General features: G+C 70.9%; 17 protein-coding genes and 1 tRNA gene. 6 read left to right on the forward strand and 12 right to left on the reverse strand.

Annotated elements, in window-relative coordinates; genetic code table 11:
- Window positions 1-198: 198 nt before the first annotated feature.
- Entirely contained in the window at window positions 199-1584 is a 1386-nt protein-coding gene (locus tag ACFW47_RS12145; protein WP_386281203.1) for a cystathionine beta-synthase, read from the reverse strand.
- Between the two features lie 181 nt (window positions 1585-1765).
- Here ACFW47_RS12145 and ACFW47_RS12150 point away from each other — a divergent pair, with 181 nt between their 5' ends.
- From ACFW47_RS12150 to ACFW47_RS12160, 3 genes are all read left to right on the forward strand, one after another.
- Window positions 1766-2788 carry an SGNH/GDSL hydrolase family protein gene (locus tag ACFW47_RS12150; RefSeq protein WP_386281201.1) on the forward strand — a complete coding sequence of 341 codons (1023 nt, stop codon included), beginning with the start codon at window positions 1766-1768 and terminating at the stop codon, window positions 2786-2788.
- A 217-nt stretch (window positions 2789-3005) separates the two neighbouring features.
- Window positions 3006-4226 (forward strand): acetyl-CoA C-acetyltransferase, encoded by a 1221-nt coding sequence (locus ACFW47_RS12155; protein ID WP_386281199.1) that lies wholly within the window; start codon window positions 3006-3008, stop codon window positions 4224-4226.
- Between the two features lie 294 nt (window positions 4227-4520).
- Window positions 4521-5321 carry a hypothetical protein gene (locus ACFW47_RS12160; RefSeq protein WP_386281197.1) on the forward strand — a complete coding sequence of 267 codons (801 nt, stop codon included), beginning with the start codon at window positions 4521-4523 and terminating at the stop codon, window positions 5319-5321.
- Between the two features lie 31 nt (window positions 5322-5352).
- On the opposite strand, the gene ACFW47_RS12165 is transcribed toward ACFW47_RS12160, so the two are convergent.
- Window positions 5353-5664 (reverse strand): hypothetical protein, encoded by a 312-nt coding sequence (locus ACFW47_RS12165; RefSeq protein ID WP_386281195.1) that lies wholly within the window; start codon window positions 5662-5664, stop codon window positions 5353-5355.
- Between the two features lie 103 nt (window positions 5665-5767).
- On the opposite strand from ACFW47_RS12165, the gene ACFW47_RS12170 reads away from it, so the two are divergent.
- The gene (locus ACFW47_RS12170; protein WP_217248364.1) at window positions 5768-5998 is read left to right on the forward strand and encodes a DUF4287 domain-containing protein; all 231 of its coding nucleotides are present in this window, start codon (window positions 5768-5770) and stop codon (window positions 5996-5998) included.
- A gap of 87 nt (window positions 5999-6085) precedes the next feature.
- On the opposite strand, the gene ACFW47_RS12175 is transcribed toward ACFW47_RS12170, so the two are convergent.
- The 4 genes from ACFW47_RS12175 to ACFW47_RS12190 form a co-directional block, all read right to left on the reverse strand.
- Complete coding sequence (locus ACFW47_RS12175; protein ID WP_386281192.1) at window positions 6086-6997, reverse strand: Bax inhibitor-1/YccA family protein; 912 nt, start codon at window positions 6995-6997, stop codon at window positions 6086-6088.
- A 168-nt stretch (window positions 6998-7165) separates the two neighbouring features.
- Window positions 7166-8341 carry a 4-hydroxybenzoate 3-monooxygenase gene (locus ACFW47_RS12180; protein WP_386305707.1) on the reverse strand — a complete coding sequence of 392 codons (1176 nt, stop codon included), beginning with the start codon at window positions 8339-8341 and terminating at the stop codon, window positions 7166-7168.
- Window positions 8342-8491: 150 nt separating this feature from the next.
- Window positions 8492-9097, reverse strand: coding sequence for an NADPH-dependent FMN reductase (locus ACFW47_RS12185; protein ID WP_386305709.1), 606 nt, complete (start codon window positions 9095-9097; stop codon window positions 8492-8494).
- A gap of 116 nt (window positions 9098-9213) precedes the next feature.
- Window positions 9214-9297 (reverse strand) — tRNA-Leu (locus ACFW47_RS12190).
- A 404-nt stretch (window positions 9298-9701) separates the two neighbouring features.
- Between ACFW47_RS12190 and ACFW47_RS12195 the strand changes: the two genes are divergently transcribed.
- Window positions 9702-10499, forward strand: coding sequence for an ABC transporter ATP-binding protein (locus ACFW47_RS12195; protein ID WP_386281185.1), 798 nt, complete (start codon window positions 9702-9704; stop codon window positions 10497-10499).
- Between the two features lie 50 nt (window positions 10500-10549).
- Window positions 10550-13078, forward strand: coding sequence for an ABC transporter permease (locus tag ACFW47_RS12200; RefSeq protein ID WP_386305711.1), 2529 nt, complete (start codon window positions 10550-10552; stop codon window positions 13076-13078).
- Between the two features lie 110 nt (window positions 13079-13188).
- Here the strand turns inward: ACFW47_RS12200 and ACFW47_RS12205 are convergent, their stop codons facing one another.
- The 6 genes from ACFW47_RS12205 to eno form a co-directional block, all read right to left on the reverse strand.
- Window positions 13189-14490 carry a class I SAM-dependent methyltransferase gene (locus ACFW47_RS12205; RefSeq protein ID WP_386305712.1) on the reverse strand — a complete coding sequence of 434 codons (1302 nt, stop codon included), beginning with the start codon at window positions 14488-14490 and terminating at the stop codon, window positions 13189-13191.
- A gap of 219 nt (window positions 14491-14709) precedes the next feature.
- Window positions 14710-16110, reverse strand: coding sequence for an NAD(P)/FAD-dependent oxidoreductase (locus tag ACFW47_RS12210; protein ID WP_386281179.1), 1401 nt, complete (start codon window positions 16108-16110; stop codon window positions 14710-14712).
- Window positions 16111-16529: 419 nt separating this feature from the next.
- The gene (locus ACFW47_RS12215) at window positions 16530-17471 is read right to left on the reverse strand and encodes an exopolyphosphatase (protein ID WP_386305714.1); all 942 of its coding nucleotides are present in this window, start codon (window positions 17469-17471) and stop codon (window positions 16530-16532) included.
- Window positions 17468-18007, reverse strand: a complete 540-nt coding sequence (locus ACFW47_RS12220) for a DUF501 domain-containing protein (protein ID WP_386281175.1) — start codon at window positions 18005-18007, stop codon at window positions 17468-17470. Before ACFW47_RS12220 ends, ACFW47_RS12215 begins: the two co-directional genes overlap by 4 nt.
- Window positions 18008-18076: 69 nt before the next feature.
- A complete protein-coding gene (locus ACFW47_RS12225; RefSeq protein WP_386281173.1) occupies window positions 18077-18556 on the reverse strand; it encodes a septum formation initiator family protein in 480 nt (159 codons plus the stop codon).
- A 99-nt stretch (window positions 18557-18655) separates the two neighbouring features.
- On the reverse strand, window positions 18656-19936 hold the full coding sequence (gene eno, locus ACFW47_RS12230) for a phosphopyruvate hydratase (protein WP_386281171.1): 1281 nt from the start codon (window positions 19934-19936) through the stop codon (window positions 18656-18658).
- Window positions 19937-20138: the final 202 nt, after the last annotated feature.

Consider the following 20138-nt stretch of genomic DNA (forward strand, 5'->3'; position numbering starts at 1 on the left):
GGCGCCTTGGAGGTCCGGGAGCCGCTCCGGAAGGTCCGTGACGCCGTACGACGCCGGCGGGACCGGGGAGCCTCCCCCGGTGCTCAGCGCCTGGGAGGTGCCCCCACCCGGTCCCTGCCGACACCGTTCACTCTGCCGGTCCCGTGTTAAGCGACTGCTGCGCGGACGTGACGCGCACGTACCACTTCCGCGAAGTCCCTACTTGCCCTTGGCCAGGAAGGACAGCAGGTCCTGACGGCTCACCACACCGGTCGGCTTGCCCTCGACGAGGACGATCGCGGCGTCGGCCGCGCCGAGCACCGTCATCAGGTCGGCGACGGGCTCACCGGAGCCGACCTGCGGCAGCGGGGAGGACATGTGCTTCTCCAGCGGGTCCTCCAGCGAGGCCCGCTTGGCGAACAGGGCGTCCAGCAGCTCGCGTTCCACCACCGAGCCGACGACCTCGGCGGCCATCACGTCCGGGTGGCCGGCGCCGGGCTTGACGATCGGCATCTGCGAGACGCCGTACTCGCGCAGCACCTCGATGGCCTGGCCGACGGTCTCGTCCGGGTGCATGTGGACGAGGGAGGGGATGTGACCGCCCTCCTTGTGGTTCAGGACGTCGGCGACGCGGGCGCTCGGACCGGCGTCCTCCAGGAAGCCGTAGTCGGCCATCCACTCGTCGTTGAAGATCTTGCTGAGGTAGCCGCGCCCGCTGTCCGGGAGGAGTACGACGACCACGTCGTCCTCGCCGAGCCTCGACGCCACCTCCAGCGCCGCCACGACCGCCATGCCGCAGGACCCGCCCACCAGCAGCCCCTCCTCCTTGGCGAGGCGGCGGGTCATCTGGAAGGAGTCCTTGTCGGAGACGGCGACGATCTCGTCGGCGACCTCCCGGTCGTACGCCGTCGGCCAGAAGTCCTCGCCGACGCCCTCGACGAGGTACGGACGTCCCGAGCCGCCGGAGTAGACGGACCCCTCGGGGTCGGCGCCGATCACCTTCACCGCGCCGTCGCTGGCCTCCTTCAGGTACCGCCCGGTGCCGGAGATCGTGCCGCCGGTACCGACGCCGGTGACGAAGTGGGTGATCTTCCCCGCCGTCTGCTCCCACAGCTCGGGGCCGGTCGAGTGGTAGTGGGAGAGCGGGTTGTGCGGGTTGGAGTACTGGTCCGGCTTCCAGGCGCCCGGCGTCTCGCGGACCAGGCGGTCGGAGACGTTGTAGTAGGAGTCCGGGTGCTCCGGGTCGACCGCCGTGGGGCAGACGACGACCTCGGCGCCGTACGCGCGCAGTACGTTGATCTTGTCGGTGGACACCTTGTCAGGGCAGACGAAGATGCACTTGTAGCCCTTCTGCTGGGCCACGATCGCCAGGCCCACGCCCGTGTTGCCGCTGGTCGGCTCCACGATCGTGCCACCGGGCCGCAGCTCGCCGCTCTTCTCCGCGGCCTCGATCATGCGCAGGGCGATGCGGTCCTTCACCGAGCCGCCGGGGTTGAAGTACTCCACCTTGGCCAGGACGGTGGCCCTGACGCCCTTGGTCACGCTGTTGAGCCGCACCAGCGGGGTGTTGCCGACGAGGCTGATCATCGAGTCGTGGAATTGCACCGTGGTCTCCGGATGCTGCAAAAGATGTGGTCGTCTATCGGTCCGGCCAGCCTATGGCCTGGCGGCCCGCCCGTGCCCCGTGACGGTCGTTCACTCCTCCGTTCACTCCCCGTTGAGATTGGGCGACCGTCCGTACGGGGCAAGGAGTGGGTGTACGGGTTGGAGGAGGTGGCGGCGACGTATGACGAGCATGTCGAGGGCGCGGGTGGCCCGGCGGATCGCGGCCGGCGCGGCGTACGGCGGCGGCGGCATCGGGCTGGCCGGTGCGGCCACGGTCGGTCTGCTGCTGGCGGAGGTGCAGCTGGCCAGGCGCCGGGTGGGCATCGGCGGACCCGACCGGGTGCCGAACGCGCGGGGACTGTACGGCGGCGGCCTGCCGACGGCCGGTGAGCCGCCCCTGCGGCTGACGATGCTGGGTGACTCCACAGCCGCGGGCCAGGGCGTGCGCCGGGCCGGGCAGACCCCGGGCGCGCTGCTGGCCTCGGGGCTCGCGGCGGTGGCGGAGCGGCCGGTGGAACTGGACTCGGTCGCGCTGCCGGGGGCCTGCTCGGACGACCTGGACCGGCAGGTGGCCCTGGTGCTCGCCGACCCGGGCACGGTCCCCGACATCTGCGTGATCATGGTCGGCGCGAACGACGTCACCCACCGGATGCCGGCCACCCGCTCGGTCCGTCACCTGTCGGGCGCGGTACGGCGGCTGCGCACGGCCGGTGCGGAGGTGGTGGTCGGCACCTGCCCCGACCTGGGCACCATCGAGCGCGTGCGGCAGCCGCTGCGCTGGCTGGCCCGGCGGGCCTCGCGGCAGCTGGCCGCGGCGCAGACGATCGGGGTCGTGGAGCAGGGCGGGCGCACGGTGTCCCTGGGCGACCTGCTGGGCCCGGAGTTCGCGCAGAACCCGCGGGAGCTGTTCGGGCCGGACAACTACCACCCCTCCGCCGAGGGGTACGCGACCGCCGCCATGGCCGTACTGCCCTCGGTGTGCGCCGCGCTCGGCCTGTGGCCGGCCGAGGAGGAGCGCCCCGACGCACTGCGCCGCGAGGGCTTCCTGCCGGTGGCACGGGCGGCGGCCGAGGCGGCTTCGGAGGCCGGCACGGAGGTCGCGGCCGCGATGCCGTCGGGGCCGCGGGGGCCGTGGGCGCTGCTCAAGCGGCGCCGGCGCCGGAGGGTGGCGGAAGCGGAACCCACCAGCCCGTCCGGCGTTTGAGGCCGAGGCCGTCCAGGCCGAAGCGGGGCCCGGGGGCACAGCCCTGGCAGGCCCCGCCACGAGCCCGCCGCACAGGGGGCCGCCAAACCTGCGACGGCAAAAGCAAGCGCTTAGAAAGTTGCGGCCCATGTCACACCCCCGCACCCGTGACCCAGGCCATACGGCCGGGTAACTTCCCAACCAGCCGCCTCATCCCCGCGACGCCACTGGAGCCGTGATGCCCGAAGCCGTGATCGTCTCTGCCGCCCGCTCCCCCATCGGCCGCGCCTTCAAGGGCTCCCTCAAGGACCTGCGCCCCGACGACCTCGCCGCCACGATCATCCAGGCGGCCCTCGCCAAGGTCCCCGAGCTGGACCCCCGGGACATCGACGACCTGATGCTGGGCTGCGGCCTGCCCGGCGGTGAGCAGGGCAACAACCTCGGCCGGATCGTCGCCGTCGAGATGGGCATGGACCACCTGCCCGGCTGCACCGTCACCCGGTACTGCTCCTCGTCCCTGCAGACCTCCCGCATGGCCCTGCACGCGATCAAGGCCGGCGAGGGCGACGTCTTCGTCTCGGCCGGCGTCGAGATGGTCTCCCGCTTCACCAAGGGCAACTCCGACAGCCTGCCCGACACGCACAACCCGCTGTTCGCCGAGGCGGAGGCCCGTACCGCCGCCGTCGCCGAGCAGGAGGGCACGACCTGGCACGACCCGCGCGAGGACGGCCTGGTCCCCGACCCGTACATCGCGATGGGCCAGACCGCCGAGAACCTGGCGCGCGCCAAGGGGATCACGCGGCAGGACATGGACGAGTTCGGCGTCCGCTCGCAGAACCTCGCCGAGGAAGCGATCAAGAACGGTTTCTGGGAGCGCGAGATCACCCCGGTCACGCTGCCCGACGGCACCGTCGTCTCCAAGGACGACGGCCCGCGCGCCGGCGTCACCCTGGAAGGCGTCCAGGGTCTGAAGCCGGTCTTCCGCCCCGACGGCCTGGTCACCGCCGGCAACTGCTGCCCGCTCAACGACGGCGCCGCCGCCCTCGTGATCATGAGCGACACCAAGGCCCGCGAGCTGGGTCTGACCCCGCTCGCCCGCATCGTGTCCACCGGCGTCTCCGGCCTCTCGCCCGAGATCATGGGCCTGGGCCCGGTCGAGGCGAGCAAGCAGGCGCTGTCCCGCGCCGGGCTGACCGTCGACGACATCGACCTGGTCGAGATCAACGAGGCCTTCGCCGCGCAGGTCATCCCTTCCTACCGCGACCTCGGCATCCCGCTGGAGAAGCTGAACGTCAACGGCGGCGCCATCGCCGTCGGCCACCCCTTCGGCATGACCGGCGCCCGCATCACCGGCACGCTGATCAACTCCCTCCAGACGCACGACAAGCAGTTCGGCCTGGAGACCATGTGCGTCGGCGGCGGCCAGGGCATGGCCATGGTCATCGAGCGCCTGAGCTGACCCGTCGGCCGCACCACTGAAGAACCGTCAGTAGCGCCTGGGGAACCCAGCGTGACACGACGACCCGGCGCCCCGTTCACCCCGGGGTTCCGGGTCGTTTTGTGACCCAAACTCCCCCAGGATGTGACCTACCTCTCCCGCACCCTTGATTTACGCAGGTCAGACCAGCAACACCCCTACCTTCCGGGCCCAAAGTCCTGTCCGTTTCGTGACGTTACGCACTGACAGGCGGTTAGTCCTCCCTTCAAGCTGATGTAGGAAGTCGGGGGTCGACTTTGAACCGGGAGTACGTCAGTGAGCGCCATGCCGATCGCCCTGCTGCTCACCACGGCCGCCACCGGCGCCGTGGGCGTTGCCGTCCTGCGCAGCATCCTGGTGCTGCGCCGGCAGGTGGCGGCCCTGCGCACCGAGCTGGCCGAGAGCCACGCCGCCGCCACACGGGGCCGCGTGCCCGCCGCCCGCACCACCGCCGACGCGGAGGAGATACGCGCCGCCGTCGCGGAGGCGCTCGCCGAGGAGCGGGAGCGGGAGCTCGCCGAGGCACGGGCCTTCTGGGCCGCCCAGGAGTCCCGCGACGCCTCCGACGCGCCGCTGCTGCTCGGCCTGGCCGACAGTGAGCTGTTCCTGCCCCGGCAGGCCGACTTCGCGGGCATGGAGTCCGTGGCCGAGCCGGGAGCGGACACCGACGAGGCGACCGCGCAGGACGCGGGCCCGCGGGAGTCCGCGGAGCTGGCCGCCGCCCGTCGCCGGCACCCCTCGCACCCGGACTTCGTACCGAACCCGTCACCGGCCGTCGGCGACCACGAGCGTACCGTCGCCACCCTCGAGGAGCTGGCCGAGTCGAGCGTCGCGCTGGCCGACGTCCGCCCGGGCCCGCTGGGCACGCTGGACGTGTACGTCTTCGCCGACGGGACCACCCTCTGCATGACGCCGGGGCACCGGGAGACCGCGGAGCGCCTGGCCGCCGCACTGGGCGCGGGCAAGACGCCGTACCTGCTGGGGGGCTCGGGGATCTCCGGCGCCTACACGCTGACCTTCGCGTGCGGCGAGGAGAACGTGTACATCCTGGCGGACCGGGTCATCGCGTCCCTCTAGTACCCGCCCCCCACTCGGCCCGCCCGGGCCGTCAGACCCCGGCCCGCTTGCGGGCCTCCTCCACCAGCCGCACCGCCTCTTCCACCTGGCCCTCGTCCGTCAGTACGAGGGCCAAGTCGTGCGCGGCGACGGCGATCTGGTCGGCTGCGGCGAACATCCCCGCGTCCGGCATCTGTCTGGGCTCGGCCCCCGGTTCCTCCATGAGCTGGGCACGCCGGGCCAACTCCCTGGCCAGCTCCAGCGCCTCGGCGGCGGCCCCCCGTTGCAGCCTGCTCTGCGGGGCGGCCCGCAACCGGTCGGCGAAGTCGTCCACGGCACGGGTCAAAGGCGTCGTATCAACCACGGCGCGAGCGTACGCGCCCCTCCGGGACTGTTGCCAACGGGCGAACGCTCAGGCACGGTGACCTGAAGGACCGGCTTACATCCCCTTTCGTCCGGAGGCGCCGATGTCCCAAGTCTTCTCCGAGGAGACCCATCGCAACATGCTCGCCCGCATCCCCCACTGCACCGGTCGTGAGATCTCCGACTGGCTGCGCGCCGTCGACGACGGCCCCGCCCTCTTCCGTTTCGAGGAGAAGGTCAGCTGGCTCCGCCACGAACACAACCTCGCGTACGGCCACGCGAAGGCGATCATCCACGAGTACGACCTGAGAAGGGCCGCCCGCAGGCTCGGCTGAGCGCGCGCCGCCACGACGACGAAGGGCCCCGGGCGTCAAGCCCGGGGCCCTTCACTGTCGACCGACGTCCGTCGTCGCGGACCGGCGCTAGTCGTTGCTGTTCAGGATCGCGATCAGCCGCAGGAACTCCAGGTACAGCCACACCAGCGTCAGGGTGAGGCCGAAGGCCGCGAGCCAGGCCTCCTCGCGCGGGGCGCCGTAGGCCAGGCCGTCCTCGACCTGCTTGAAGTCCATGGCGAGGAAGCAGGCGCCGAGGATGATGCCGACGATGCCGAAGACGACACCGAGCGTGCCGCTGCGGAAGCCGAGGCCGTCGCCGCCGCCGAAGACGGCGAACAGCAGGTTCACCATCATCAGGAAGACGAAGCCGAGCGCGGCGGCCATCACGAAGCCGTAGAAGCGGCGGTTGACGCGGATCCAGCCGGCCTTGTACGCGATCAGCACACCGGCGAAGACCGCCATCGTGCCGATCACGGCCTGCATGGCCGCGCCGTCGGCGATGCGGTTGTCGACCACGCTGGAGACGACGCCGAGGAAGACACCCTCGAAGGCCGCGTACGTCAGGATCAGCGCGGGAGACGCCTTGCGCTTGAAGGACTGGACGAGCGCCAGGACCATGCCGATCAGCGCGGCACCGATACCGATGCCGTAGGAACGGCCGATGTTGGCGTCGTCCACGGGCAGCAGCGCCCACGCGAGCGCGGCCGTCACGATGAGCGTGCCGAGTGTGCTCGCGGTGCGGATGACGACGTCGTCCATCGTCATCCGGCCGGCGCCGGCCGGCGCCTGCGGCGGCGCGCCGTGCTGCAGGTCCTGCTGGGCGTACGGGTTCGTCGCGTACGGGTTCTGCGCGTACGGGTTGGCCCCCGCGGGCTGGGCGTACGGGTTGCCCTGGGTGGCGACAGCGGGACCCCCGGCCTGCGGCGCGGTGTTGAAGCCCGCGTAGCCGTTGTCGCGGCTGAACCCCCGTCGCGAGAAGACCGGGTTTCTGCTCCTCATTTCACTCCTCCATGGCCACACTGCGCAGCCTTGGCTCAAGAGTAATGGAACGGCAAAGGAATGACCCTACTGCCTGGGGAGGATCTTTCCCTGCACCTGCGGGTCAACACGCTACGCCGATCAGTGATTCCCCTCACGGCCGGGGTCGTGCGCGCGGCCCCGCGCCGCTCACCCGATCGGGAATCCGGTGTAGGCCTCGGCCAGGTCGGTCTCCGCGGCACGGGAGGACGCGATCCGGTCGAGGCGGGCCGCCTGGAGCCGGTCCTCGAAGGGGGTGGCGTCGGGAGCGCGGTGCAGGAGCGTCGTCATGTCGTACGAGAACCGCTCCGCCTGCCAGACGCGGCGCAGGCAGGTCGCGGAGTAGGCGTCGAGGAGGTCGTCGGAGCCGGTCTCCGTGCGGCGGGACAGCGCGCGGGCGAGGGTGACGACGTCCCCGACGGCGAGGTTGAGGCCCTTGGCGCCGGTGGGGGGCACGATGTGCGCGGCGTCGCCGGCCAGGAAGAGGCGGCCGTGCCGCATGGGCTCGTGGACGTAGGAGCGCATCGGGGTGACCGACTTCTGGGTGATCGGGCCGCGCCGGAGCGTCCAGTCGTCGTCGGTCTCGAAGCGGCGCTCCAGCTCGGCCCAGATCTCTTCGTCGCTCCAGCTCTCGGCGTCCGTGTCGGCGGGGACCTGGAGGTAGAGGCGGGAGACGGACGGGGAGCGCATGGACAGGAGGGCGAAGCCGCGGTCGTGGCGGGCGTAGACCAGCTCGTCGTGCGAGGGGGCGACGTCGGCGAGGATGCCGAGCCAGCCGAAAGGGTACGTCCGTTCGAAGGTCCGGCTCAGTCCTGCCGGGACCGCCTTGCGCGCGACACCCCAGAAACCGTCGCAGCCGACGACGTAATCGCACTCCAGGACGTCCTCGACGCCCTCGTGCCGGAAGCGGACGCGCGGGCGGCCGGTCTCGGCGCCCTCCACGGCCAGCGCCTCGGCCTCGAAGAGCAGCGGGCCGCCCTCCTTGAGCTGGAGGGCGATCAGGTCCTTGCACACCTCGGTCTGCGCGTAGACCATGACGGACTTGCCGCCGGTGAGCGCGGGGAAGTCGACGCGGTGGCGGCGCCTGTCGAACCGCAGCTCGATGCCGTCGTGGCGCAGCCCCTCGCGATCCATCCGCTCCCCCGCCCCGGCCGCGCGCAGGACGTCCACGGTGCCCTGCTCCAGGATTCCGGCGCGCTGCCGCCGCTCGACGTAGGCGCGGTCGCGGCTCTCCAGGACGACCGAGTCGATCCCCGCGTTGTGCAGCAGGCGGGCGAGGAGGAGTCCGGCGGGGCCGGCCCCGATGATCCCGACGGTGGTGCGCATCGGTCGTCCCTTCCATGGGTCGTACGGCGTCGTCGCCAAATGTTCGCCTGGTGAAAAATCCTTCACTGAACGCTGGGGTGAGTCTCCGGCCGCACGGCGCCGCTGTCAACGGTCCGCGGCGAATCACCGCGGACCGTCGCGCAGTGCCGGTCAGCCTCCGTACGGACGGGCGGCGCGGCCCTCGCGGAGGGTCCGGCCCCACCATTCGAGCTGGTCCAGCAGGACGGCGGCGGCCTTGGCGGGAGCGACCCCGTCGAACGGGCGGCCCTCCTCGTCGAACTTCTCCCAGGCCATGGGGAACGCGACGGTGTCGCGCAGCGTGACCGTGTGCAGCTCGGCGAAGACCTGCCGCAGCTGCTCCACCGCCCGCGCGCCGCCGGCCATGCCGCCGTAGGAGACGAAGCCGACCGGCTTGGCGCGCCACTCGGCGTAAACGTGGTCGATCGCCAGCTTCAGCGAGGCCGGGTAGCCGTGGTTGTACTCGGGGGTGACGACCACGAAGCCGTCGAGCCCGCCGATGCGCTCGGCGAGGCCGGGAGTACCGGCCGGCGTCCCGGCCTCGCCGGGGGAGAGCCCCAGCTCCGCGGCGAGCGCGGGCTCCGACAGGTCGATGACGTGTACGTCCATGTCGTCGCGCCGGCCCGCCTCGGAGACGAACCACCGCGCGACGGTGTCGGCGAACCGGCCGGGGCGCACACTGCCGACGATCACACCGATCCGCAACGGGGAGCGGGAAACGGAAGGCATGGCAGACATGAGGGTTCCTCGTTTCGTGACGACCACGGTGACGGCCTCGACGGCCGCTTGGGGAGGAACCTAGAAACTCAAGTTTGCTTGAGGTCAAACGCCGGTCGGCGCGCATTGCGGGAGAGTGCCCGGAGCCGGACTTGAACCGGCACGCCCGCGAAGGGGCAGCGAGGTTTAAGCTCGCCGTGTCTGCATTCCACCATCCGGGCAGGCCATGGGCTCCGCGTCGAGTCCCTTGAGCCTATCGGGGCACGCCCCTCACGCAGGGGCCGGGCGGACCGATGTTGTCTTATTTTATTGGCGCCTGAGGGGTCATCAGCTTCGGGGCGTACCCATCCTCACTTGCCAACAGCCTTGCCCGTGGCGCCCGGCCACGCATGCGGAATGACGGAATTTCACCGTCTCTTCAAGGGCGCCCGCCCCGTTACGGCGCCCCTCCGTGTCACCCGGCGGGTCAGGGTCGCCCGTCATCCTCAGGTAGTACACGGGTGCTCGCCGTCCGACCGGAGTCGCCCCCCGGAACCGGAACAGCGGCTGACTACACGGCGCCCCGCGGCCGGAAGGATGGAGAACGCCCCCGAACACACGCCGTACCGACAGGAGCACCCTTCCCGTGACCACCGCACCCTCCCCCGGACTCCGCCCGGGGGGATCCCCAGCCGACCGGTCCACCACCGTGGCCGCGCGCGCCACGGAGCTGTCCAAGATCTACGGCCAGGGTGAGACCCAGGTGGTCGCCCTGGACCGGGTCTCCGTCGATTTCCGGCAGGCCGAGTTCACCGCGATCATGGGACCCTCCGGGTCCGGCAAGTCCACGCTGATGCACTGCGTCGCCGGACTGGACACCTTCTCCTCCGGCTCGGTGCGCATCGGCGACACCGAACTGGGCTCACTGAAGGACAAGCAGCTGACCAAGCTGCGCCGCGACAAGATCGGCTTCATCTTCCAGGCCTTCAACCTGCTGCCGACGCTCACCGCCCTGGAGAACATCACCCTCCCGATGGACATCGCGGGCCGCAAGCCGGACAAGCAGTGGCTGGACTCCGTGATCCAGATGGTCGGCCTCTCCGGCCGGCTCGGCCACCGGCCCTCCCAGCTCTCCGGCGGTCAGCAGCAGCGCGTGGCCGTGGCCCGGGCGCTGGCCTCCCGGCCGGAGATCATCTTCGGTGACGAGCCGACCGGAAACCTCGACTCCCGCTCGGGCGCCGAGGTGCTGGGCTTCCTGCGCAACTCGGTGCGCGAGCTCGGGCAGACGGTCGTGATGGTGACCCACGACCCGGTGGCCGCGGCCTACGCGGACCGGGTGGTGTTCCTCGCGGACGGACGCATCGTCGACGAGGTGTACGGGCCGACGGCCGACTCGGTGCTGGACCGCATGAAGCGGTTCGACGCCAAGGGCCGCACCAGCTGAGCCGACCCGTCCCCGCCCCCCTCGCACGTACCTCCGGACAGAGAAGACCCATGTTCCGTACCGCCTTGCGCAACGTTCTCGCGCACAAGGCCAGGCTGTTGATGACCGTGCTCGCCGTGATGCTCGGCGTGGCGTTCGTGTCGGGCACCCTGGTCTTCACCAACACCATCTCCGGAGCCCTGCAGAACAGCTCCGCCAAGGGCTTCGACCACGTCGACGTGGCCGTCACCCCCGAGTTCCAGGAGGCCGAGGGCGACAAGGTCGGCGAGCAGCCCGAGCTGACGCAGGCCCTCGTCGAGGACAGCGCCCGCGTGCCGGGCGCCGCCTCCGCCATCGGCGTGGTCTCCGGATTCACGGCGGTCGCCGACAAGGACGGCGACCTGATCGGCGACGGCTGGAGCACCAAGGGCGGCAACTACTGGGGCGAGAAGGACCCCCGGTACCCGCTGACCGACGGGCGTGCGCCCAAGGGCGAGGGCGAGATCCTCATCGACTCCAAGACCGCCGAGCGCACCGGCTACGGCGTCGGGGACACCGTGCGGATGTCCGTCGACGGCCCGGTCATCACGCCGAAGGTCGTCGGCGTCTTCACCACCGACGACGGCGGTGTCGCGGCCGGCGGCAGCCTCACCCTCTTCGACACGGCGACCGCGCAGAAGCTCTTCGGCAAGGCGGGCGCGTACGACGAGATCGACGTCAAGGCGAAGGACGGCGTCACCCAGGCCGCGCTGAAGGCGGAGCTGGACAAGGCGCTGCCGAAGGGCCTGGTCGAGACCACCACCGCCCAGGAGCTGGCCGACGACCAGGCGGAGGCGATCGCCTCGTCGATGAGCGGCATGAAGCAGGGGCTGCTGGTCTTCGCCGGCATCGCGCTCTTCGTCGGCACGTTCATCATCGCCAACACCTTCACCATGCTGGTCGCCCAGCGCACCAAGGAGCTCGCCCTGATGCGGGCGGTCGGCGCCTCCCGCCGGCAGGTGACGCGGTCGGTGCTGATCGAGGCGTTCGTCGTCGGCGTGGTAGCCGCGGTGACCGGACTGCTCGCGGGCATCGGCATCGGGGCCGGGATGCGCGCCCTGATGGGCTCGATGGGCGAGGTCGTGCCCGACGGCCCGCTGGTGGTCTCGTCCGGCACGATCGTCGCGGCCCTCGCGGTCGGCGTCCTGGTCACCATGCTGGCCGCCTGGCTGCCGGGCCGCCGGGCGGCGAAGATCCCGCCGGTCGCGGCGATGAGCAGCGTGCACGCCAAGGCCACGACCAAGTCGCTGGTGCTGCGGAACACGCTGGGCGCGCTGGTCTCGGCCGCCGGCATCGCGGTCGTCCTCGCGGCGACGACGATGGGCGGCACGGACGGGCAGGCACCGATGGGCCTGGGCGCGGTGCTGCTGATCATCGGCGTGTTCATCCTGACGCCGCTGCTCTCCCGCCCGCTGATCGCCGCCGCCGCTCCGGTGCTGCGCGTGTTCGGCGTCTCCGGCAAGCTCGCCCGGCAGAACTCGGTGCGCAACCCGCGCCGCACCGCCGCCACCGCCTCCGCGCTGATGATCGGCCTGACCCTGATCACCGGCATGACCGTGATGGCCGGCAGCCTGCAGAAGTCGATCGACAAGATGGCGTCGGCGGCGATCGAGGCCGACTACGTGGTCTCCATGGCCAACGGCAACTGGCTCTCGCCGGACGTGGGCGAGAAGCTCGGCGAGGCCGACGGCGTCACCGCCGTCAGCCCGCTGCGCAACTCACCCGCCCGCATCGGCGGCGACACGGAGTACCTCACCGGCGTCAACGGCTCCACGATCACCGAGCTGACCGACCTGAAGGTCGAGCAGGGCGCGTTCGAAGTCGGCGGCACCAAGGTCGTCGTGGACGGCGACACCGCGAAGGAGAACGGCTGGAAGGCCGGCTCGGACTTCACCGTCGCCTACGAGGACGGCGAGAAGCAGCGGCTCACCGTCGCGGGTGTCTACGAGGGCAACGACATGCTGCGCGGCATCATGCTCGACAACTCCGTCCTCACCCCGCACCTGACCGACCCGGTCGACATGCAGGTCATGGTGAAGATGGCCGACGGGGCCTCCGCGGCCGCCAAGGACAGCCTGCAGAAGGCGCTCGACACCAACCCGGCGATCAAGATCCAGGACAAGAAGGACATCTCCAACGAGATCGCCAAGATGTTCACGCTGATGCTGAACATGCTCTACGGCCTGCTGGCCATGGCGGTGATCGTGGCCGTGCTCGGTGTCATCAACACCCTGGCCATGTCGGTCTTCGAACGCTCCCAGGAGATCGGCATGCTGCGGGCCATCGGCCTGGACCGCAAGGGCATCAAGCGGATGGTCCGCCTGGAGTCCCTGGTGATCTCCCTGTTCGGCGGGGTGCTCGGCATCGGCCTGGGCGTGTTCTTCGGCTGGGCCGCCGGTGAGCTGATGGGCTCGACGATCGCGACGTACGAACTGGTCCTGCCCTGGGGCCGGATGGGCGTGTTCCTGCTGCTGGCCGCCGTCGTGGGCGTCCTGGCCGCACTGTGGCCGGCCCGGCGGGCGGCACGGCTCAACATGCTCCAGGCGATCAAGGCCGAGTAGGCCGAGTAGGCCGAGTGAGAGGCGCGACGGTGCGGCCGGGCAGCCGGCGCGTACGAGGAGGGCCCCGTTCCGACCGGAGCGGGGCCCTTCGGCGTCGCGCGCGGGGCGGGTCAGTTCCAGGTGCGGGCGCGCAGCGGCAGCCCGGAGCCGCCCGCCTCGGGGGTCTTCACCGCCAGGACCTGGTTGACGCCGATGCGGTTGCGCTCGAAGGAGAGCGCGCAGGCGGCCATGTACAGCCGCCACACCCGGGCCCGGCCGGGGCTGACCAGCCGGAGCGCCGCCGCCCACTCGGACTCCAGGTTGGCGACCCAGCGGCGCAGGGTGAGCGCGTAGTGCTCGCGGATCGACTCCACGTCGCGCACCTCGAACCCGGCGCGCTCCAGCAGGGTCACGGTGGTGCCGAGCGGCGCCAGTTCGCCGTCGGGGAAGACGTAGGCGTCGATGAACTCGTCCACGCTGTAGGCGGACTCGTCCCGCTGGGGGCGCCGCGCGATCTGGTGGTTCAGCAGCCGCCCGCCGGGTCTCAGGAGCTTGTGGAGGTCGGCGGCGTACTCCAGGTAGCGTTCGGCGCCCACGTGCTCGGCCATGCCGATCGAGGAGATGGCGTCGTACGGCCCGTCGGCGACGTCCCGGTAGTCCTGGACGCGGATCTCCACCCGGTCGGTCAGTCCTTCGTCGGCGACCCGCTTGCGGGCGTAGGCGGCCTGCTCCTGGGAGAGGGTGATGCCGACGACGCTCACGCCGTGCTCGCGGGCCGCGTGGATCGCCATGGAGCCCCAGCCGCAGCCCACGTCGAGCAGGCGCTGACCGGGGCTCAGACCGAGCTTGCGGCTGACCAGTTCGAGCTTGTCGCGCTGGGCGTCCTCCAGTGTGCCGCCCTCGGCCTCCGGGGCCTGCCAGTAGGCGCAGGAGTAGACCATGGAGGGGCCGAGGACGAGCTCGTAGAAGTCGTTGCCGACGTCGTAGTGGTGGCTGATGGCGCGTCGGTCGCTGCGCTTGGTGTGCAGGTGGCCGCGGGCCCGGCGGACCTCCTCCGGCGGCGGGGCGGGCGGCAGCGGCGGACCGGCGAGCTTCACCAGGCCGCGCACGGCGGCCCGCACCTCGGGGTCGCGCAGCGCCCCGGCGAGCGTACGGGCGTCCTCGCCGCGCTCCCAGATCAGTCCGGCCATCAGTCCGAGGGCGGTGTAGAGGTCTCCGTCGATGTCGAGATCGCCGGCCACCCAGGCGCGGGCCAGGCCGAGTTCGCCCGGCTTGAACAGCAGCCGGCGCAGAGCCCGGCGGTTGCGGACGACGAGGGTGGGGGCTCCCGGCGGACCCGCCTGCGAACCGTCCCAGGCGCGGATACGCACCGGGAGGGGCGCTCCCAGCAACTGTTCGAAGAGGTTCTGCAGCCGCAGCGCGGCATCAGCCATGGCGTACCTCCGTGACGAGCGATCCCGGAATGTCCATCACCACGTAAACACCTGGGAGCCCGCCGCACAGTCCCCGGCGCGCGTTACGACTCAGCAAAATACTTGTACACACCACCAGCTCTGTCGCCGGGTGTGCGCGGGCAACGCGAAGGGGCCGCCCGCACCACGGATGGCGGGCGGCCCCTTCGGGGGACTGCTACGGCTGGCAGCGACCGGCGGTCAGGAGGCCTTGGCCTCGGTCTTCGCCGCCGGCTTGTCGCTCTGGTCGGCCTTCGGCGCGGCCGGAGCAGGCTTGGCGGCCTCGTAGAACTCCTCGCGCGGGGTCTCCATGGCGCCGAGGGAGACGACCTCGCGCTTGAGGAACATGCCGAGCGTCCAGTCCGCGAAGACGCGGATCTTGCGGTTCCAGGTCGGCATCGCGAGACCGTGGTAGCCGCGGTGCATGTACCAGGCGAGACGGCCCTTGAGCTTGATCTTCATCTTGCCCATGACGATCATCGCGACGCCCTTGTGCAGGCCGAGGCCCGCCACCGCGCCCTTGTTGGCGTGGCTGTACTCCTTCTGCGGGAAGCCCCGCATGCCGGAGACGACGTTGTCGCCGAGGACCTTGGCCTGGCGCAGCGCGTGCTGGGCGTTCGGCGGGCACCAGGCGTTCTCGTTGCCCGCCTTGCGGCCGACGAGGTCGGGCACCTGCGCGTTGTCGCCCGCGGCCCAGATGTAGTCGGTGCCCTGTACCTGCAGGGTGGGCGCGCAGTCGACGTGACCGCGGGGGCCCAGCGGGAGGCCGAAGCGGGACAGGGCCGGGTTCGGCTTGACGCCGGCCGTCCACACGATGGTGTTGGAGTCGACCTCCAGGCCGTTCTTCAGCACCACGTGGCCGTCGACGCAGGAGTCCATGGAGGTGGACAGGTAGACCTCGACGCCGCGGCCTTCCAGGTGCTCCTTGCCGTACTGGCCGAGCTTGGGGCCGACCTCGGGGAGGATCTTGTCGGCGGCGTCCACGAGGATGAAGCGCATGTCCTCGCGGGAGACGTTCTTGTAGTACTTGGCCGCGTCGCGGGCCATGTCCTCGACCTCACCGATGGTCTCCGCGCCGGCGAAGCCGCCGCCGACGAAGACGAAGGTGAGCGCCTTGCGGCGGATCTCCTCGTCGGTGGTGGAGTCGGCCTTGTCGAGCTGCTCCAGGACGTGGTTGCGCAGACCGATGGACTCCTCGATGCCCTTCATGCCGATGCCCTGCTCGGCGAGGCCGGGGATCGGGAAGGTGCGGGAGACCGCGCCCATGGCGATGACCAGGTAGTCGAAGGGCAGCTCGTACGCCTCGCCCACCAGCGGGGCGATCGTGGCGACCTTGCGGTCCTGGTCGATGGTGGTGACCCGGCCGGTGAGGACCTCCGCCTTCGGAAGCACGCGCCGCAGGGGGACGACGACGTGCCGCGGGGAGATGTTGCCGGCGGCGGCTTCGGGGAGGAAGGGCTGGTAGGTCATGTACGACCGCGGGTCGACGACGGTGACGGTCGCCTCGCCGTAACGCATCTTCTTCTGGATGCGTCGAGCTGCGTACAGGCCTACGTACCCACCGCCTACTACGAGGATCCTGGGACGCTCCGTGGTGCTCATGCCATCGAGTATCCACCCGCCCCAGGGGGGTCGATCGTGCGCCCCTTCACAAGCTCATGTGAGGGCTGTGTTACCATCCGCCGCCCAAGTGACGGAGATCATGGCGAGCAGTGGAACCAGCGTGTACCGCACTCCGTTGTCAATGCCGCGTGAGCTGCTCCTCCGCACCGCCGGGGACGGTGAACCAGCCCGCCGGAGACCCCCTCCGACCCCCTTCCGGGACACCGTCCTGAACACGTTCAAAGGGCAGTTGAACCCCCAAAAGGGTCAACGAGCACGCTTTCTCCGCCCGACCGGGCCCAATTCCTTGTGAAGAACTTCACGAAGTTTCCCGACAGGACGTCATCGGGAGGCCCCGAAGGGCCCCCGGGGGCCCGCTCAATCGTCGTCCGTACTGCTCAGACCGCGACCGCGGAGGCCTACGCCAGCGACCACGCGATGCCGTCGAGGATGTCGTGCTCGCTCACCACGACCTCCTCGGCGCCCGTCCGCTCCATGATCGCCAGCAGCACCAGGGCTCCCGCGCCGATCACGTCGACGCGCCCGGGGTGCATGGAGGGCACGGCCGCGCGCTCGGCGTGGGTGGAGCGCAGCAGCCAGTCGGTGATCTCCCGTACGCGCTCCAGCGAGACGCGGGAGTGGTGGATGGCGGCCGAGTCGTACTCCGGCAGGTCCTGCGCGATCGCGGAGACGGTCGTCACCGAACCGGCCAGCCCCACCAGGGTGCGTGCCTCGCGCAGCGGAACCGTCTCCTCGGCGAGGTCGAGGGCCGCCTCGATGTCGGCCCGCACCGCCGCGACCTGGGCCTGGGTGGGCGGGTCGGTCACCGCGCCGTCGTGCACCAGGTGCCGCTCGGTCATCCGCACGCAGCCGACGTCCACGGAGCGGGCGGCGCGCACGTGGTCCTCGCCGACCACGAACTCGGTCGAGCCGCCGCCGATGTCGACGACCAGGTAGGGCTTGTCGAGGTGGTCCCGTCCCGCCAGCTCCTTGGTGGCCCCGGTGAAGGAGAACTCGGCCTCCTGGTCGCCGGTGACGACCTCCGGCTCCACACCGAGGATGTTCAGCACCCCGCGCACGAAGACGTCCCGGTTCTCCGCGTCCCGGGAGGCGGAGGTGGCCACGAAGCGCAGCCGCTCGGCACCGTGCTCCTTGATGACGGCGGCGTACTCGCGGCAGGCCGCGAAGGTCCGCTCCAGCGCCTCGGGCGCCAGCCGCCCGGTGCGGTCGACGCCCTGCCCGAGCCGCACGATGGTCATGCGGCGGTCCAGGTCGGTCAGCTCGCCCGTGGCGGGGTGCGCGTCGGCGACCAGCAGGCGGATGGAGTTCGTACCGCAGTCGACGGCGGCGACCCGGGTCACTTGGCGTCCTCCCCGTCCGTCTCGGAGACCGTCACGCACGGTCCCTTGCGCCACCACTCGGGCAGCATCGCGATCGCCTCGTCGCCCAGCGGGTTGACGCCGGGACCGGCGGCCAGCGAGTGGGCGACCAGGACGTGCAGGCACTTCACGCGGTCCGGCATGCCGCCCGCGCTCGGGAAGCCGGTCAGCTCCTCGATCTCGTCGCGGCGCCGGATGTAGTCCTCGTGCGCGGCCCGGTAGGCGGCGGCCAGCACCGGGTCGGTGGCCAGGCGCTCGGTCATCTCCTTCATCACGCCGTTCGCCTCCAGTGTGCCGATGGCGGAGGCCGCCTTCGGGCACGTCAGGTAGTACAGCGTGGGGAAGGGCGTGCCGTCGGGCAGCCGCGGTGCCGTCTCCACGACGTCCGGCTGTCCGCAGGGGCAGCGGTGGGCGATGGCCCGCAGGCCGCGCGGGGGGCGTCCGAGCTGCTGCTTGAACGCCTCGACGTCCGCGTCGGTGGGCTCGGTGCGCTCGGTGGTCGGCGGGGGAGTCTGCATGACTGTTCTCTGCTGGTCTTCCTGTTGAGTCACTGCCGGCACGGTCGGTTCACGGCCGGCTCCGCCGGTTCACCGCCGGCCGGCGGCGTCGGCCTTGTCGATGCCGTCCCACACGTTCCGGTACCAGGGGCGGTCGGCGGCACCCGCCTCGGCGCGGGCCTGCCGGGCCGCGTCCGGGTCGACGACGATGAAGCCCGTCTCCCCCGGCATCACGTAGTGCAGCCGCAGCCGGATCTGCTGCTCGGCGTAGGCGTCGTCCTGCCAGCGCGCCTTGAGGTCGCGCAGCTGCTCGACCCGCTCCCGGGTCTCCTGCTGCTCCCGCCGGAGGTCGGCGATCTCGGCACGCTGGGCGACGTACTGCCGTATCGGGTAGGCGAGCGCGACGACGAGCGAGCAGAGCACCATCGCCAGCAGCGCGGCCCGGCCGGTCAGGCGGGAGCGGCGGGCCTGGCGCTTGGTCTGCGAACGGTAGACCCGGGCCGCGGTCTGTTCCCCGATGATCCGGATCCTGGTCGCGGTGGAGAAACGGTCCCGGTCCTTCACCGCCATGTCTGTCCCCGCCTTAAGTCCACACGTGCGTACGTCCCCGCACACGGTACGGGACCGAGTACGGGGACGTACGTACGACGCTGCCTACAGGAGCGGCGCTCAGCCCTTGAAGCGGGGGAAGGCGCTGCGGCCGGCGTACACCGCGGCGTCGTCGAGGATCTCCTCGATGCGCAGCAGCTGGTTGTACTTGGCGACGCGCTCGGAGCGGGCCGGGGCGCCGGTCTTGATCTGGCCGCAGTTGGTGGCGACGGCCAGGTCGGCGATGGTGACGTCCTCGGTCTCGCCGGAGCGGTGGGACATCATGCACTTGAAGCCGTTGCGCTGGGCCAGCTCCACGGCGTCCAGGGTCTCGGTCAGCGAACCGATCTGGTTGACCTTGACGAGGAGCGCGTTGGCGGCGTTCTCGTCGATGCCGCGGGCCAGGCGCTCCGGGTTGGTGACGAACAGGTCGTCGCCGACGAGCTGGACCTTGTCACCGAGCTTTTCGGTGATGGTCTTCCAGCCCTCCCAGTCGTCCTCGAACAGCGGGTCCTCGATGGAGACCAGCGGGTACGCGTCGACCAGCTCGGCGTAGTACTCGGTCATCTCGGCGGCCGAGCGCGTCTTGCCCTCGAAGGTGTAGGCGCCGTCCTTGTAGAACTCGGAGGCGGCCACGTCGAGCGCGAGGGCGATCTGCTCGCCGGGGGTGTAGCCGGCCTCCTTGATCGCCTCGAGGATGAGGTCGAGGGCCTCGCGGTTGGAGCCGAGGTTCGGGGCGAAGCCGCCCTCGTCGCCGAGGCCGGTGGCCAGGCCCTTGCTCTTCAGGACCTTCTTCAGGGTGTGGTAGACCTCGGCACCCCAGCGCAGGGCCTCGGAGAAGGACTCCGCGCCGATCGGCGCGATCATGAACTCCTGGATGTCCACGTTGGAGTCGGCGTGCGAGCCGCCGTTCAGGATGTTCATCATCGGCACCGGCAGCAGGTGCGCGTTGGGACCGCCCAGGTAGCGGAAGAGCGGGAGGTCGGACGCCTCGGAGGCGGCGTGGGCGACGGCGAGGGAGACGCCGAGGATGGCGTTGGCGCCCAGCGAGCCCTTGTTGTCGGTGGCGTCCAGGTCGAACATGGCCTGGTCGATCAGGCGCTGCTCGGTGGCGTCGTAGCCGACCAGCTCCGGGCCGATCTGCTCGATGACGGCGAGGACGGCCTTCTCGACGCCCTTGCCCAGGTAACGGCCCGCATCGCCGTCACGGAGTTCGATGGCCTCGAAGGCGCCGGTGGAGGCACCGGAGGGAACGGCGGCACGACCCGTGCTGCCGTCGTCGAGGCCGACCTCGACCTCGACCGTGGGGTTGCCTCGGGAGTCCAGGATTTCCCGGGCTACGACGACGTCGATGGACGGCACGAGCATCTCCTTCTTCAATGTGACGCTTCGGTGTGACGCGCGCGGGTCCGAGGACCGCGGCGGCTCTGCGGGACCGAGCCTAACCGGCTCCGGGCGATCGGCCAGCCGATCGCCCACCCGCTGGACAGAACCGAGAGTAAATTGTTTCCGAACGGAACAAAGACGTTTCCGAAAACCCGTTCGCAATCGCGGACGGATCCGG

This window comes from Streptomyces sp. NPDC058796, from assembly GCF_042745235.1.
Taxonomy (GTDB): domain Bacteria; phylum Actinomycetota; class Actinomycetes; order Streptomycetales; family Streptomycetaceae; genus Streptomyces.

What these genes read in the sequence shown, in the direction of transcription:
- ACFW47_RS12170 (WP_217248364.1), top strand. Translation starts at nt 5,768, where the DNA reads ATGTCCCAAGTCTTCTCCGAGGAGACCCATCGCAACATGCTCGCCCGC.
- ACFW47_RS12185 (WP_386305709.1), bottom strand. Translation starts at nt 9,097, where the DNA reads ATGTCTGCCATGCCTTCCGTTTCCCGCTCCCCGTTGCGGATCGGTGTG.
- ACFW47_RS12200 (WP_386305711.1), top strand. Translation starts at nt 10,550, where the DNA reads ATGTTCCGTACCGCCTTGCGCAACGTTCTCGCGCACAAGGCCAGGCTG.
- ACFW47_RS12205 (WP_386305712.1), bottom strand. Translation starts at nt 14,490, where the DNA reads ATGGCTGATGCCGCGCTGCGGCTGCAGAACCTCTTCGAACAGTTGCTG.
- ACFW47_RS12155 (WP_386281199.1), top strand. Translation starts at nt 3,006, where the DNA reads ATGCCCGAAGCCGTGATCGTCTCTGCCGCCCGCTCCCCCATCGGCCGC.
- ACFW47_RS12210 (WP_386281179.1), bottom strand. Translation starts at nt 16,110, where the DNA reads ATGAGCACCACGGAGCGTCCCAGGATCCTCGTAGTAGGCGGTGGGTAC.
- ACFW47_RS12150 (WP_386281201.1), top strand. Translation starts at nt 1,766, where the DNA reads ATGACGAGCATGTCGAGGGCGCGGGTGGCCCGGCGGATCGCGGCCGGC.
- ACFW47_RS12225 (WP_386281173.1), bottom strand. Translation starts at nt 18,556, where the DNA reads ATGGCGGTGAAGGACCGGGACCGTTTCTCCACCGCGACCAGGATCCGG.
- ACFW47_RS12220 (WP_386281175.1), bottom strand. Translation starts at nt 18,007, where the DNA reads ATGCAGACTCCCCCGCCGACCACCGAGCGCACCGAGCCCACCGACGCG.
- ACFW47_RS12180 (WP_386305707.1), bottom strand. Translation starts at nt 8,341, where the DNA reads ATGCGCACCACCGTCGGGATCATCGGGGCCGGCCCCGCCGGACTCCTC.
- ACFW47_RS12175 (WP_386281192.1), bottom strand. Translation starts at nt 6,997, where the DNA reads ATGAGGAGCAGAAACCCGGTCTTCTCGCGACGGGGGTTCAGCCGCGAC.